Source organism: uncultured Algibacter sp. (assembly GCF_963976535.1).
Taxonomy (GTDB): domain Bacteria; phylum Bacteroidota; class Bacteroidia; order Flavobacteriales; family Flavobacteriaceae; genus Algibacter_B.
On sequence record NZ_CAXBLF010000003.1, the window covers coordinates 99,253 to 115,093 of the forward strand.

9 protein-coding genes are annotated in these 15,841 nt (G+C 31.1%); 5 read left to right on the forward strand and 4 right to left on the reverse strand.

Going from position 1 to position 15,841, the window contains the following annotated elements:
* Positions 1–36: 36 nt before the first annotated feature.
* Positions 37–1,218: a CHASE2 domain-containing protein gene (locus tag AAC024_RS02120; RefSeq protein ID WP_339893527.1), complete on the forward strand. Its 1,182-nt coding sequence runs from the start codon at positions 37–39 to the stop codon at positions 1,216–1,218.
* Positions 1,197–2,003: a hypothetical protein gene (locus tag AAC024_RS02125; protein WP_339893528.1), complete on the forward strand. Its 807-nt coding sequence runs from the start codon at positions 1,197–1,199 to the stop codon at positions 2,001–2,003. The genes AAC024_RS02120 and AAC024_RS02125 overlap by 22 nt, the downstream gene beginning before the upstream one ends.
* A 10-nt stretch (positions 2,004–2,013) precedes the next feature.
* On the opposite strand, the gene AAC024_RS02130 is transcribed toward AAC024_RS02125, so the two are convergent.
* The 3 genes from AAC024_RS02130 to AAC024_RS02140 all read right to left on the reverse strand — a co-directional run bounded on the left by AAC024_RS02130 (position 2,014) and on the right by AAC024_RS02140 (position 9,079).
* Entirely contained in the window at positions 2,014–4,125 is a 2,112-nt protein-coding gene (locus AAC024_RS02130) for a T9SS type A sorting domain-containing protein (protein ID WP_339893529.1), read from the reverse strand.
* 270 nt (positions 4,126–4,395) lie between these two features.
* Positions 4,396–5,814 carry a T9SS type A sorting domain-containing protein gene (locus AAC024_RS02135; RefSeq protein WP_339893530.1) on the reverse strand — a complete coding sequence of 473 codons (1,419 nt, stop codon included), beginning with the start codon at positions 5,812–5,814 and terminating at the stop codon, positions 4,396–4,398.
* Positions 5,815–6,031: 217 nt separating this feature from the next.
* Positions 6,032–9,079, reverse strand: coding sequence for a CHAT domain-containing tetratricopeptide repeat protein (locus AAC024_RS02140; RefSeq protein WP_339893531.1), 3,048 nt, complete (start codon positions 9,077–9,079; stop codon positions 6,032–6,034).
* A gap of 153 nt (positions 9,080–9,232) precedes the next feature.
* On the opposite strand from AAC024_RS02140, the gene AAC024_RS02145 reads away from it, so the two are divergent.
* Positions 9,233–12,907, forward strand: coding sequence for a metallophosphoesterase (locus tag AAC024_RS02145; protein ID WP_339893532.1), 3,675 nt, complete (start codon positions 9,233–9,235; stop codon positions 12,905–12,907).
* Here the strand turns inward: AAC024_RS02145 and AAC024_RS02150 are convergent.
* Positions 12,904–13,746, reverse strand: coding sequence for a hypothetical protein (locus AAC024_RS02150; RefSeq protein ID WP_339893533.1), 843 nt, complete (start codon positions 13,744–13,746; stop codon positions 12,904–12,906). The two genes, AAC024_RS02145 and AAC024_RS02150, sit on opposite strands and share 4 nt — an antisense overlap.
* Before the next feature lie 66 nt (positions 13,747–13,812).
* On the opposite strand from AAC024_RS02150, the gene AAC024_RS02155 reads away from it, so the two are divergent.
* Positions 13,813–14,499: a glycerophosphodiester phosphodiesterase family protein gene (locus AAC024_RS02155; protein WP_339893534.1), complete on the forward strand. Its 687-nt coding sequence runs from the start codon at positions 13,813–13,815 to the stop codon at positions 14,497–14,499.
* Positions 14,496–15,719: an NAD(P)/FAD-dependent oxidoreductase gene (locus tag AAC024_RS02160; protein WP_339893535.1), complete on the forward strand. Its 1,224-nt coding sequence runs from the start codon at positions 14,496–14,498 to the stop codon at positions 15,717–15,719. Before AAC024_RS02155 ends, AAC024_RS02160 begins: the two co-directional genes overlap by 4 nt.
* The last annotated feature ends 122 nt before the right edge of the window (positions 15,720–15,841 follow it).

The following is a 15,841-nucleotide window of genomic DNA, read 5'->3' on the forward strand; positions in this document are numbered from 1 at the left end:
ACTCAAAATATTCCCTATATTGAGTTATATTTTAATATGAAAAAAAAGACAAAACTCTTAGTTAGAGATTCCTTTTTATCAACTATACTTAGTTGTGTTTTAGTTCTTATCTTGATATTTACAATAAAGAACATTACTTTTTTTAATCCATTTGTTCAAGCACTTACAGATTTTAACTTATATGATATTTACTACTCAGAAAGGTTTAAGCCTAATGATAAAATTAACACGGATATAATACTTTTTAATGTAGAACATCGTGATAGAGATATACTAGCAGTCCTTTTAGAGAAAATTATTGAACAAGACCCAAAAGTAATAGGGATAGATGTGATTTTTGAAGAAAAAAAAGAAGCCTTTTCAGATTCTATTTTATCAAAAGCACTAAAGAGTAATAAAATTGTCAATGCATTTAATATTGTTGATAATAATATAAAAGAGAATCATTCTTATTTTCAAAATGGGAATACAGAGGGGTATGTAAACTTCAATTTTAATATTGTTCCCTATAACTATGTTATACGTAAGTTTGTTGGTGTTTCTCAGGAGCTAGATTATATGTCGTTTGGAGCTCAAGTAGCTAAACAATATTTAGGAGACAAGTGGGACGTATATGATTATGATAAGAAATTAAAAAAAGAAAGGATTATAAAGTATTATGGAGACTACGACAAATTTATAACACTTGATATTGATGACTTTTTAGATTATGAAAACACGCCATTTTTAAAAGATAAAATTGTTATTGTTGGTTATTTAGGGGTTCCAGTTGGGAATGAATTTGATATTGAAGATAAGTTTTTTACACCATTAAATAAACACCTAGTTGGTAAGAGTGATAAAGATATGTATGGAGCAGTGATTCATGCTAACATTATAAACATGCTTATTAATGATGATTTTATTTTTGAGCTACCTTTATTCTGGGTGGCTATACTCACCTTCATATCAATGTATTTTACAACTATGCTTTTAATAAAAATGGATAAGAAGTATAAGGTTAGTTATAGAACAAGAAAGCATACTCTTTTATTTGTGTTTTCAATTGTTTTAGTAGGTTTAGCGCTTTTGTTATTTAAGTACGGTTTAGCTTTTGAAATTGTGCCAATAATTATTGGAACACTATTTGCGGGGAGTTATGTAAAGTATTATAAACATTTAGTTAGATACGTTAAGAAAAATCGAAAAAAATGGAAATGGAAAACATATGTAAAATAAAAAGAGCATGTTTATCTATATTGATTTTTGCATTTACTTTAAATTTATTTTCGCAAGATCAATTTTATGTTAATAAATTTGAAGGCATTCCATATTTAGAAATAAATGATTCTATAAAACCGATCACTAGGGGAATGCTTATCAAAAAAGAGGCTCTTTTAACTTTAAATAACAATGATGTTGTACATTTTATAAATAAAGAAGGTAATGAGTATATTTTGGATGAAATAGGGAGCTATTCACATTCTAAACTTTTAGAAGTTCCAGTAATAGAAGCTACTAAGCCCTATATGAAGACATTTTTAAGTTATACATGGAGAAAGTTTACAAATCGTGTTGTAGATAATAGAAGTAGAAGTGGAGTTGTTTACAGAGGAGACGAAGCTTTACTAATGTTATACCCAGTAGATAGTGCAAAAGTAATTGGTGCAGAAGTGTCTTTTAAATGGAATAAAAAAGAAGGAAAAGAAAAAAATTATTATCTAATTCTAAAAGATATAAATACAAATAAAACAACTATTTTAGGTACGCCGGCTACTTCGTTGACTATATTGGTTAACGATTCTCTTTTGAAAGCAGACCACAGTTATGAATGGGCCATAACTGAAAATAAGTATCAAAGCCTTAAAAAAACAACTTTTTATAGTTTTCATTTAATAACAGAAGCAGAGTTTAAGTCCTTAAATAAAGACATTAAGCCAATAATTGCTTATTTAAAACAAGAAGGTTTAAGCAGAAGTGAAATACGTACAACACTTTGCGAAGTTTATAAAATTTGTCAATAAATGGCTGTATTTATTCTTTAATTATTTTAAAAGTTTTTGAGGCGTTTTCTGAATTAAGTTTTATGAAGTAGATGCTTGGTTCTAAATGTGATATGTTTATTTTTTCAAAATCTTTTTTAATAGACATAATGTGTTGGCCTGTAATAGAATAAACATCTATACCTTTTAATTTTGTTATATCACCCTTAAGATTCAATATACTTTTTGTTGGGTTTGGATACAATAAAAATTTTGAAACTAATCGAAGTTCTGTATTTGATAATGTTATTTGAGAAATAGTACTGTTAAAGTTATCATTTATTATATTGAATCCTGATTCGCCTGATTCACAATCAGAAAATTCAGTTGGCCCTCCTGCCTGAGGTCCACAAGCACTAGAAAATTGATTGTCTAGAGGGTAATCAGATTGAAACATAAGCATTGGGTCTTTACTTTCGTCTTGATATTTTAGTATCAACCGACATAATTTTGTAGGGCTACCATTTATGTTATCATTACTAAAAGTTGATGAACTATAAATTTGTGAATAACTCCAAGATACAACTGATGTAGAAACATCTTCAGTTGAAAAGCCTCCGTAAATTCCTTTAGCAGAGTCACTGTCTATAGATTGTTCAACTATACCACCATCATTAATAACTTGAAAATTCCCATTTAAATTTATATTTTCACCAAAGGCTTCTGTGTTATAACTAAAATGTAGTTTGCCAGAACCTAGTTTAAAAGTGCCAGAATTATTAGTGTTCATCATAACATCTACTTCAAAGAAATAACCTGAACCGTCAGAATATTTTATAGCATTATCAAAACTAAAACCAAGGTCTTTTGCTGTGCAATTATTTTCTGTAGTAATAGTTATAATAGCCGTGTTACTGCTACAGCCTTCATATTTAAACATTCCTTCAGTACTCGAAGGAGGAGATCCAGAAAGTGGTATTTCGTTATTACCGCTAATCTCATACCAAAAGCCCTGATCAAGATCTTCATAACATCTTATGGCTTCAAGGCTTAAAATATCATAAAGATCATTGGCTACCTGTACGCCTTCAGTATCAGTAATAACGCAAGCTTGCTCTTCTATGTTTGTTCCTCCATAATCATTTCCTCCAACTTTTAGTATCAAAAAGGCTACATCTTTTATGCCATTACAAGAGACATCAGAATCTGTATATTCAAAAACATACTCCTGCTGTTGGCCTTGACCTGTATTGGGGAAATCGATATCGCCATCATCCTTAACAAAAACACGCTTTGGACCTTTTTTAAATACGAATTTTCTACTGTTAACTTTGCTGTTTCTACTTTTACTGGACTCTGCTATTAGAGCATCTAGCAACGTATTTAAGTTATCAAAAAATGGTAGGGTAACAATTTCCGGTGTGGGACTGTTAAAATCTGGAAGACCTGGTAGTCTAGCATAAGTGTCTGCGGGTTTAAAATTGTCACCAGCATAACATGATGTGTTGGATATTTGTATATAATCAAAAGCAACACCAGGTCCTGCAATAGTGTTGTTAGAGCTAAAAGCAATTCTAAAAACAACATTATTCTCACCTGTTAGGTTTGAAATAGGAAAGATTGCGGTAACCCAACCTAAAGATTCTTTTGATAAGAGAGGGTCGAATTGATCTTTTTCTCCAGACCACCCTTTAGATTGACCTCCAGGATTTGAAGAGATACTTGCATTGTTAAACCAATTAGTACCTTGGGATATGTCACCTACATTTTGCCAAGAAGCTCCAGAATTAACTGATGATTGCAATACAGCACCGTCACTTCCTGTTTGACAATCCCACCATATTTTTAATTGAATATATGGGGTGGTTAATGAAGATAAATCAAATACTGGGCTCTGTACCCAACTATTTTCATTATTATTATATAATCCATTTTCATTTGTAATCCAAGCACGTTTACCGAAGGGGGCATACTTTAGAGGTGCATCTGAAACAAGAAAAGGAGCGTCAAGATTCCCAAGTTGCCAACTTGAATTTGTGCCACCAGGCGTCCAACCAGCTTCACCAGCTTCAAAATCTTCTACATAAGGATATGATGTTATTTGTGCGTTTGTATTAAATATTCCTAGAAGAATAATTAAAAAGCATAGAGTTTTATTTGCCATAGGATTAAATGATTAATACCACAAACAAGACTAAATTTAGGAGCAGATGTTGAGGGCCCTAGGGTTTGTTTTAAAAAACAAAAATTGTGCTATTTATTTAGGTGACAGGGAATTATAAAGTTAAACCTACTAAAGAATTAAGACATGTACAAATTAAGTATTAATATATTTTTTAAATATCGATAAAGTGTAGAGAAAGTCTATTAAATACTTTTTTTGTTATTCAAATAAAACAAAAAGCTACTCTTTAAACAGAAATCTCACTTATTTCTACTTTTTAATTATTTTAAAAGTTTTTGAAGTATTTTCTGTGTTAAGTTTAACAAAATAGATACTAGTCTCTAAACGAGATATATTTATTTCTTCAAAACTATTTTTAATAGTCATAACATGTTTTCCTGTTATAGAATAAATATGTATAGTTTTTATTTTAGAAATATCTCCTTTTGTGTAAAGTGTATTTTTTGTTGGGTTAGGAAATAACGAAATGTTTGTTAATATTTCGAAATCATTATCAGATAATGTTGCCCCGTTACTATCAAAAGAATCGTTACTTATGCTACCATTATTAAAAGGGTAGATTGTAGAATATTCACGAAATTGATCGTCGTAAATGCCATTTGATTCATAAGTAAATAGTGGAAGTTTTGTTGCATCAACATATTTTATTTTTAAATGACACAATTTTTTTGGCGTTTCATTTACGTTGTTCGACGTCAAAGTGAAATAACCAGAAAACCCCCATGAAACTCTATTAACACTTCCATTGTTTGTATTATCATAAGTTTTAAACTCATAATAATTTTTTTTACTTGGGTCTGAATCACTAGATTGCCCTGCAATATATCCATCTGGTTGGGTAACTTCAATTCTGTCATTTGCGTTAACATATTCACCAAAAGCAGCAACATTATATTGAAAAAATAATTTACCATCACGTAATTTAAAACTACCAGTTGAGTTAATGGTTTGTATCATTACATCAACTTCAAAATAATCGTTAACACCATCATTTGTGTTTTGTGCATTAGCAAAGGATAAATTAATATCTTTATTGCTACAAGGTATTTCATAAACAAGGACGTCATTAATATTTCCACTACTATCAAAATAAGTATAAGCTCCTTCTCCTAATGGGAAAGAAGATTCAGTTAGCTCATTATTGTCAGCATCTTCCCAATAGCCAAAAAAATCTCTTATCTCATTTAAAGGAGATGCGTTAAATAATTCATCTTTATTTGTAACTGTTTCATCCTCACATATATATAATGAGCTTTCGTTAAAGCTAGCTGCCTCATCTCCTAAAACACAAATTGTAATTTCAGATGTGTCTGTACACCCATCATCTGATACTGTATATTCAAAAACATAGTATTCTTCAGGACCTGCTCCTGTATTAGGGAAATCTACTTTGTCGCCATTTTCCACTGGAGGAATACGACGTGGACCTCTTGGGCTTAGTGGAGCAGATTTAAGTACCCATCTCCTACTAAATACTTTGGAACTATTACTATTAGTATCATTTTTACCAGCATCAGCCAAAAGATCATCTAAGTTTACAGTTACTCCATTATTTATACATTCTAAAGTTCTATCTGGTCCTGCATCACAGATTTGAGCATTTGTATTAATTATTCCAAAAATAAAAATAATGAAAGTGTATCCTAAATAGTGTAATTTATTTTTCATACTATTAATTATTAATACCACAAACAAGACTAAATTAGGAGCAGATTTTGGGAATCCTAGAGGGTGTTAAAAAACAATAACAATGCTATTTATATAGGAATTAGAGAGAGATTTAAATTAAACATACTAAAGTTTTATAAAATCTACAAACTTTATACTATAGTATTCTTTTAATCTCGATAAAGCGTATTAGAACTTCTATTAACTACGTTCTAAGTTATTCAAACAGCACAAAAGCTGCCCATTTTTCAGGCTCGGTACTATATTTGGTTTGCATGGTGAGTTGTGCTTCGTTAAATGATTCTTTTACATTATTAATAACTAACCAATTACTGTAAAATAAATTCATGAATTCTGCAGTTTCGAAATCTGGTACTTTCCACAAGCTCATAACTATAATATTGACACCAGCCATTTTAAAAGCGCGTTGTAAGCCATAAACGCCCTCGCTACCATCAATATAACCTAAACCGGTTTCGCAGGCGCTCAATACAACCATATCTGTATTAGATAAATCCATGTTTGATATTTCTAAAGCTGTTAAAATACCGTCTTCTTCTTCGTTAGGGTTGTATCCGTATTTCCAAGAATAGTTGGCGCCAGCTAATATAAGTCCTGAGCGCAATAAAGGATCTTCAGCTAAACGATATTTGTCTTCAGTGCTCAAATTAAAACTGTTTTGAGGTTTAGATTCTATGTTTTCATAAAAATAACCATGTGTCGCAATATGCAGAACCTTTGGACTACTACCACTTAGTTTTTTAAATGCAGATTCGTTTGCATTTTCACCTGATAAAATATGATTTGTTTTGTTATTAGAGTTGAAAAGTTTGTTTAGGGTTTCTATTTCTTGCATTGCACCAGGTAAAGAGTCCCAACTTTCACCTCTGGTTTTTGTTCCTCTACTATTTACTAAAATTTCTGAATTTAAATAAGCATAGCTTGAGTCTGCAACACTTTCTGTTAACTCGGAATAGTCATAAGTTATTCCCCCCATAAATAGTGTATTTGTAGTTTGAGGTTCAGTTTGTCCTTTCGATAAAACCTCAGTACTGCTTAATTGAATTAAGTTATACTGATTCGATAAAGTAGAATTGCTATCCCTTTTTATTCCTGCTATTGAAATTTGATTTAACATACCACTAGGAGAATAGTAAATATTGCCTGAAGTTCTTGTATATTCCTCTATAGGTTTCCATATTAAATCAAATAAGTCAATAGAATTATATAGTTGGTTCGGAGATGTACCTTGAGTAATATTTCTCAATTGTTTTTCTTCAAATAAGGGAAGCATAATTGATGATTCCCAATTAGTCTTATATAAATAGGCAACATACATAATGCTGTCGGTTAATTTATTGTTTGAGGTTAGTTCAAAATGTGAAAACTCAATGGCCAGATCATCATCTCTTAATTTTTCTTGGGATGTTTTCCAATCACTTAAGAAATTATTTTCTTCATCAAACCTTTTATTATGTATCGTTACAAGTTCGCCCTCTTTAATATTTATTAGTTCATTTAAACTGTCAATATCTAAAATACGTTCTTCGAAAGGTAAGCTTAGAGTTTTTGAATAGTTGTTTTTTAATGATCTGTAGGTTTGAACTTTATTATTTATAAGGGTGTCGCCGAGTGAAGATAAATTTGTGAGGATGCTTTTTGAACTATTTAGTAATAATCCCTTTAACATGATTTGATTGTTTAGATTTATATCATTTAAAAGGTTGTTAGGGTTGTTAAGTTTAAAAGCCAGAGATTGTATTTCATCAAAAGTTTTATTGACGGTTTTTAAGAAGGCTTGTTTTTCTTTTTCACTCCTAAATTTGAACACTTTGTCTATTTGACTAATAAGTATTTGATTTGAGGAATCAATGATTGGAATCGCTTTTTCCACTTTTCCTAAGCCAAAATAAGTTTCTCCTAAGGTCTTTAACATATTTCCATAATCTGGATGAAGGCTGCCTAGTTTTGACCTTAATTTTTTAGTATAAATTGATAGGATTGCTAGCGCTTTATTGTATTCATTAATTTTATTATAGGCTTGGGCTAAGGTTAATTGTTTTCTATAATAAGATTCGCTTTCAGTTTCTAAGTTCGATTCTGAAATTGTAATATTTTTTTTCATCAATTCTATAGCTTTATCAAATTGATTTAAAGCTAATAATGTATTGGTGTAGTTGTTTAAATAGAATCCATATTTAGGATGGTTTTCATCAAATACTTTTAAAAATATAAGAAGAGCTTCCTCTTGTAATTTTTTAGCAGCCTCAAAGTTTTTCTGATTATAGTTGTGTTGACCAAAGGCATCAATGATTTCAATATATTTTTGATGCTCAGAACCATATATAGAGCGACAGGATTCTATTGCTTTTTTGAAAATTTCTGAAGATTTGTTAAACTCTCCTAGCATACCATAAGCATAGGCTAAATTCAATAACCTAGTTGGATAGTTCTGATCATTCTCAGGTGTGTTTTTAATTACTTTTAGGCAAGTTTTTAAATTATTTTCATAATCACCAAGTTTACTATAGGCTGTGGATAAATTATTATAAGCGTCTATGGTGTTTTTATGATCTTCTCCTAAAATTTCTATAAACTGGTTTAATAGTTTTATTTCTTTGTTATATTCAGTAATACCGCTATACAAAAGAGACATGGTGTAGATGGCTATAGCATATTCTATACTTTTTTTGTCTTGATTAGAATAAAGAGATAGGACATGGTTTTGAATTGGTATTGCCAAATCATATTTACCTTGATAATAGTAAATTTGACTTAAACTGCTTAGCGCTTTTCCGTATTCTTTGCTTTTTTCTCCATAATTTTTTTTGATCGCTAAGTTTGCTGATTCTCTATATTTTAAAGCATTTTCATATTTACCTAATTTTTGATACATTAAAGAAACTCTTGATGTTAAATTAATATAATCTACACTATCTTTACCTTGATTTGATTCAATTATATTTAAACTTTCTAAATAGTACTTAACTGCATTTTTAAAATCAGACGTTTTTTGGTATGTAAATCCTAAATAATATGCATTAATACCCAAATCCTCACTGTTTTTTTCAAATGTGTCTTTAGCAAAAGTATAAGCATGCTGTAATAAAGATATAGCGTCCTTATAGTTCTTGCTATTTATAGCATTAATGCCATTATTGTAATTTTCTTCCCAAGTTGCAAATGAATTTTGAGAAAAAACAGATGTGCAAAATAGTAAGATAAAAAATGTAATGTGAAATGTTGATATAGAGAGGGTTTTCATATTAAAAAAAATTACTCCATTAATATAGTATATATTTTAAAAGGATACAAAATGTATGCCATAAGTAAGTAACAAAAACAGGTCTTAAAAGTAATCTCGTTTGTAATTTAGATATATTTGCTTATCTTTATTTTTCTTACAAAACCAACATACATGAAAAAAGCACTATCCCTCTCATTATTTTTTCTTGCCCTAATTATTAATTCTTGTGCAACTTTTAAAGCACAATATACAGACAATTATAAACCCATTGAAGTCCCAGATAAAAAAGTTGAACATACTTTTTATTTAATGGGTGATGCAGGTAATTCTTCGGAAGGAGAAATGACTCAGGCATTAAAAGATTTTAAAAAGGAGTTAGATAAAGCTACTAAAAATAGTACTGCTATATTTTTAGGAGATAATATTTATCCGAAGGGCTTACCAAAGAAAAGTGAGTCTGGAAGAGCCTTTGCAGAGCATCAATTAAATGTACAAACAGATGTAGCTAAAGATTTTAAAGGGCGTACTATTTTTATTCCTGGAAATCATGATTGGTATAGTAATGGCTTAAAAGGACTTAAACGTCAAGAAAAATATATTGAAGACAGGCTTGGGAAAAACACATTTTTGCCTGAAAATGGTTGCCCGATAAGACGTGTAAAAGTTTCTGATGATGTTGTATTGATTATTATTGATTCTGAATGGTATTTAACAAATTGGGATACGCATCCCACCATTAATGATGAATGTGATATTAAAACAAGAACTCAGTTTTTTGTAGAATTAGAAGGAGAAATAAAAAAAGCTAGGGATAAAACTACCATTATTGCATTGCATCATCCAATGTTTAGCAATGGGAGCCATGGCGGACAATATTCATTTGGGAGCCACATGACACCATTACCAGTTTTAGGAACTCTAAAAAATGTTTTAAGACATTCTGCAGGTTTAAGTACCGTCGATATTCAAAACCCTATATATAATGAGTTTAAGAAAAGGTTAGTTACGTTATCACAAGAGAATGATAAAGTAATATTCGTTTCTGGCCATGAGCATAACTTACAATACTTAGTTCAAGACAATATACCTCAAATTATTAGCGGATCCGGATCCAAATTAACGGCTACAAGAAACGTTGGAGGAGGAAAATTCTCTTATGCTTCACCTGGTTATGCAAAATTAAGTGTTTATAAAGATGGGTCTTCTTTTGTTCAGTTTTATTCTTCCGATGACAAAAAAGAAGTATTTAGTACCGAAGTTTTACCTCAAGATGAAAAAGAAGAAATTGTTAATTATCCTTCTAATTTTGAAAAAACAAAAACAGCTTCTGTCTATACAGAAGAAGAAACAACTAAAGGTAATTTATATAAGTTTTTTTGGGGCGAAAGATATAGAGATGTTTACAGCACAAAAGTAACTGTGCCAACAGTAAATCTTGATACGCTTTTAGGTGGGCTTAAGCCAGTAAGGAAAGGTGGCGGTCATCAATCAAAGTCGTTGAGATTAAAAGATAATCAAGGGCGCGAGTATGTCATGAGAGCCTTAAAGAAACAAGCGCTACAATATTTACAAACAACGCTATTTTTAGACCAATATATTGAAGGGCAGTTTGATAATACTTATACTGAAGACTTGGTTATGGACGTGTTTACTGGAGCTCACCCTTATGCGCCTTTCGTAATTGGAAAGTTGTCAGACGCCGTAGATGTTTATCATACAAATCCAACCCTATATTATGTGCCAAAACAAAATGCCCTTCAACAATTTAATTCTGAATTTGGAGATGAATTGTATATGATTGAAGAACGTACTTCTGATGGTCATGGTGATAAAGCAAGTTTTGGTTTTTCTGATGAAATGATAAGCACCGATGAAATGCTTTCTAAGATTAATAAGGATGAAGATATTATAGTTGATCAAGCATTTTACATAAGAGCTAGATTATTTGACATGCTTATTGGTGATTGGGATAGACATACAGATCAATGGCGTTGGGCAAAATTTAAAGAAAATGGACAAACAGTTTACAGACCGGTACCAAGGGATAGAGATCAAGCATTTTCAATTATGGGAGATGGGTTTTTACTTGGTATTGGTACTTCAATTATATCAACAGCGAGATTATTAAAGTCTTATGAAGAAGAACTTAATCATTTAGTAGGTTTTAATTTAGAGCCGTACCCGTTAGATATGGCCTTGATAAATCAATCTGATAGGGGTGTATGGAATCAGCAAGTTAAGATTATTGTGGATGGTCTTACAGATGATGTTATAGATGACGCCTTTAAGTTATTCCCAAAAGAAGTACAAGGTGCAGATATTGAGGATATTAAAAGAAAGTTAAAAGGCAGAAGAGCAAACCTACAGCTTATATCGGACGGCTATTATGATATTATGGTAAATTATTCTGTGATAAGAGGGACTAATAAAGATGATTACTTTGAAATTAAAAGAGATGGTAATGTAACAAGGATTAAAGGCTATAGAATAAAGGATGGAGAAAAAGCAGATGTGTTTTACGATCATTATTTTAACCATGATGAAACTAAAGAAATATGGATTTATGGATTAGATGATGAAGATGTATTTAAAGTTTTCGGTACAGGAGAAAACTTAACAAAAGTTTTTTTAATTGGAGGGCAAAACAATGATATATATGATATACAAAACGGTAATCGTATTAAAATATTTGATTATAAATCCAAGAAAAACACATTCCTTACTAACAAGGGCGGTAAAAAGTTAAACGATAATTATACGAATAATGTTTATGATTATAAGAAATTAAAAAGTAAGACATTTAGTATCATTCCTACTATAGGAGCCAACCCAGATGATGGTATTAAATTTGGAACATCGGCAACTTATTTGAGTCATGGACTTGTTAGAAACCCGTTTACATCTAAGCATAAACTAGCAGCTTCGTATTATCTTGCAACTAATGGTTTTGATTTTGGATATGATGTTGAATTTGTTGGAGCATTACGTAATTTAAATATTGGGTTACAAACTAAATTTACTAGCCCAAATTATGCAGTTAACTTCTTTGGATATGGAAATGAAACATCAAATCCTGAATCTGAAGAGGATGATGGTTTAGATGTTGGTTTAGATTATAATAGAGTTAAACTGCGAGAATTTTCATTTAAACCATCCATTGTTTGGCGAGGACGATTAGGAGCTAGTTTTAGATTTGGATTTTCATATGAGTCTTATGAAATTAATAAAACAGAAGGACGTTTTATCAACACATTAATAGGGAATAATATTGAAGAGAGCAACGATTTTATTGGCACAGAAGCAAATTACACGTATGATAATAAAGACAACCCAGCATTTCCAACATTAGGTATGGAAACAGGTATAACACTAGGATATAAGAGTAATACAGGTTCTAATAAAGGCTTTGGGTATTTAATACCACATTTAGCATTTGATCATAAAATAGATGCAAGCGGCCAATTGGTTTTTGCAACAAAGGTTAAAGCGCATCTTATTTTTGGTGATGATTTTGAGTTTTATCAAGCAGCAAATATTGGGGCAAATAATGGCTTGCGTGGCTTTAGAAATGAACGCTTTACAGGTAAAAATGCGTTTGTGCAAACTACCGATTTACGTTTAAATTTACGCAAAGTAAAAACTGGGTTGCTGCCACTTAATATTGGTATTTATGGAGGTGTTGATTATGGGCGAGTTTGGTTAGATGCTGAAGATTCAGATAAATGGAATACCTCTATAGGTGGTGGTGTTTTTGCTAATCTAGCTCAAATGGCAACGTTTAATTTGTCAGCTTTTAATAGTGATGATGGTTTGCGTTTAGCTTTTAAAGTTGGTTTTGGGTTTTAGTCTAATTTAAATTCATACAGATTTCCACCCTCGCCATGTGCTTTTTCGTCAGTAATATATAATGTTTGGTTGTCTTTAAAACAAACACCTTCTTTTTGTGATTCAAAAGTAAAATCATATTGCTTTACTGTTCCGCTAAAAAAGTCATCATTAGTAAATTTTGTAAATACAAAAACAGATTTTGGAGAAAGAATGGCGACAGATTTACCATCATTACTAATATCTGCCGAGGTAATCCAACAGCCTAAACCGTTACAAGAGTTAAAAGAACTGATAAATTCAGCAACATGATTTCCTGGTTTTGCTGGAATTTTATATAAGTGCGTTTTTCCAAAATCGTTTTTTACACGACTTTTAGTAAATAAATATAAGCTATCATTAAAATGAAAAAATGATTCACAATCAAAATGCATACTTTTCTTTTTAGGCGGAAATTTTGTCTGATTTGGGTATTTAAATGAAATACGTTCAATATTAATATTACCTTTATTTTTTAGTGAATCAACACTAACTTTTAAAATGGCTAAATTTTTACGTATGTTGAGGTTATTTCCGAAATCACCTATATACAAGTTGCCATTTTGGTCAGATGTTAAGTCTTCCCAGTCAATATTTTTAGCATTAATTTTTAATTCTTTTTTAATGTTTCCTTTGTTATTTACAGCATAAATTATGGCTTTGTTGCCACCGTCGTTTTGCATCCAAACCCAGTCTGTGTTTGGTGTTGTTTCAGTTCCAGAAACTTCATTAAGGGTTTTTGGTAAGTCTGCTATAACGTTTAAATTTCCAGTATCGCAAGTAGAAACAATCAAAAAAAGTAAAATTAGAAGTTTATTCATTTAGGTAGTCAAAATTTATAATGCTAAATTTACACAGATATTATTAAGTTTATTAATTTTTTTTCAATGAATATACCTGTTTTAAAAATAGGCCATAGAGGAGCCAAAGGGCATATGGCCGAAAATACTTTAGAGTCTATTAAAAAAGCAATAGCGTTAGGTGTTGATGGTATTGAAATAGATGTGCATAGATGCGCTTCTGGACAGTTGGTGGTCTTTCATGATTTTACTTTAGATAGAATGACGAACGGTACTGGTGAAATTTCAAAACACACGCTTAAAGAACTAAAACGATTTGTGGTTAAAGGCCATTGCCAAATTCCAACCTTGTCAGAAGTGTTAACTTTTGTAAATAACAAGTGTTTGTTAAATATTGAGTTAAAAGGACAAGATACAGCAAAAGAGGCGAGTAGATTAATAGCTTTTTTTGTTGAAAAAAAGGGTTGGGAATATAATAACATCATAGTTTCAAGTTATCAAAAAGATTTATTAGAAGTTGTCCATAAAATAAATGATAAAATACCTTTAGGCGTGCTTACCGAAACTAATATAGATACTGCTGTTAATTTTGCTAAAACTGTAAAAGCTGTGGCTATACATGCAGATTACACTATGTTAACCCAAGAGATTGTTGAGGAATTAAAAAAGGATTATAAAGTTATTGCTTATACTGTAAACAACTTAAACCCCATAAAGCGAATAAAGTCTTACGGCGTAGATGGGATGATTTCAGATTTCCCCGATAGGATATGATTCATAAAGACGTTATAATTATAGGCGGAGGAGCTGCAGGCTTTTTTGCTGCAATAAATATAGCTGAGCAAAACCCGAGTTTAAAAGTAACCTTATTAGAACGTGGGAAAGAAGGGTTGGCCAAAGTAAAAGTTTCTGGTGGTGGACGGTGTAATGTGACGCATGCAGAATTTATTCCCCAAGAATTGGTTCAGAATTACCCAAGAGGTGAGAAAGAATTATTAGGACCTTTTCATCAATTCATGACAGGTGATACTATTGAATGGTTTGAAAAACGAGGGGTTAAACTTAAGGCTGAAGAAGACGGGAGAATGTTTCCTGTAACCAATGCATCACAAACTATCATCGATTGTTTTTTAAATGAAGCTGAAAAGCATCAAGTAGAGGTATTATATAATCACTCGGTGAAGTCTATTTCAAAAGAAAAAGAAGTTTTTCATATAGAAACCTCACAAGATAATTTTTCTTCTAAAAAAGTTTTATTAGCAACTGGAAGCAACCCGAAAATCTGGAAACTTATAGAATATTTAGGGCATACTATTTCACAACCGGTTCCTTCATTATTTACATTTAATATTAAAGATGAGCGGATACAAGATATTCCGGGAGTTGTAGCACAAAATGTTGAAGTAAAAATTTTGGAAACCGATTTATGGAGTGAAGGCCCTTTGCTAATAACGCATTGGGGCATGAGTGCGCCATCCATTTTAAAACTCTCTGCTTTCGGTGCTTTAGAGTTAGCAAAGAGAAATTACAAATTTCAGATAGAAATAAATTTTATTAAAAAGTCTTTTGAAGATTGTTTAGCAATTTTAAAAACACTGAAACGAGACTTAGCAAAAAAAACAGTATTCAAATCAACACAATTTGAACTTCCAAAACGGCTATGGCATAAATTGGTTTTAGCGTCCAATATAAATGAGGAAACACGATGGGCAGATTTAAATAAGTCACAATTAGAAAGTTTGGCAAGTCAATTAACACAAGCAGTTTTTAATGTTGACGGGAAAAGTACTTTTAAAGAAGAATTTGTAACTGCCGGAGGTGTGAATCTTAAAGAAGTCAATTTTAAAACTTTTGAGAGCAAGTTTATTAAAAACCTTTATTTTGCAGGTGAAGTATTAAATATTGATGCGGTTACTGGAGGTTTTAATTTTCAAAATGCTTGGACTGGAGCTTATGTTGCTGCAAAATCTATTTCGCAAGAGCCTCCACTCTAATAAGGAAAATCAATTGATTATATAGAGCTATTGAGGACTGTATTTTAAGTTTGAAGAAAACGGTTTTACACCTCCCTTACTCCCTCCTTATTAGGAGGGAAACTGTTACCCTTAAAAATAGT

Excerpts from the sequence above, each read along its gene's own strand:
- AAC024_RS02120 (WP_339893527.1), top strand. The coding sequence starts at position 37 with ATGAAAAAAAAGACAAAACTCTTAGTTAGAGATTCCTTTTTATCAACT.
- AAC024_RS02125 (WP_339893528.1), top strand. The coding sequence starts at position 1,197 with ATGGAAAACATATGTAAAATAAAAAGAGCATGTTTATCTATATTGATT.
- AAC024_RS02130 (WP_339893529.1), bottom strand. The coding sequence starts at position 4,125 with ATGGCAAATAAAACTCTATGCTTTTTAATTATTCTTCTAGGAATATTT.
- AAC024_RS02135 (WP_339893530.1), bottom strand. The coding sequence starts at position 5,814 with ATGAAAAATAAATTACACTATTTAGGATACACTTTCATTATTTTTATT.
- AAC024_RS02140 (WP_339893531.1), bottom strand. The coding sequence starts at position 9,079 with ATGAAAACCCTCTCTATATCAACATTTCACATTACATTTTTTATCTTA.
- AAC024_RS02145 (WP_339893532.1), top strand. The coding sequence starts at position 9,233 with ATGAAAAAAGCACTATCCCTCTCATTATTTTTTCTTGCCCTAATTATT.
- AAC024_RS02150 (WP_339893533.1), bottom strand. The coding sequence starts at position 13,746 with ATGAATAAACTTCTAATTTTACTTTTTTTGATTGTTTCTACTTGCGAT.
- AAC024_RS02155 (WP_339893534.1), top strand. The coding sequence starts at position 13,813 with ATGAATATACCTGTTTTAAAAATAGGCCATAGAGGAGCCAAAGGGCAT.
- AAC024_RS02160 (WP_339893535.1), top strand. The coding sequence starts at position 14,496 with ATGATTCATAAAGACGTTATAATTATAGGCGGAGGAGCTGCAGGCTTT.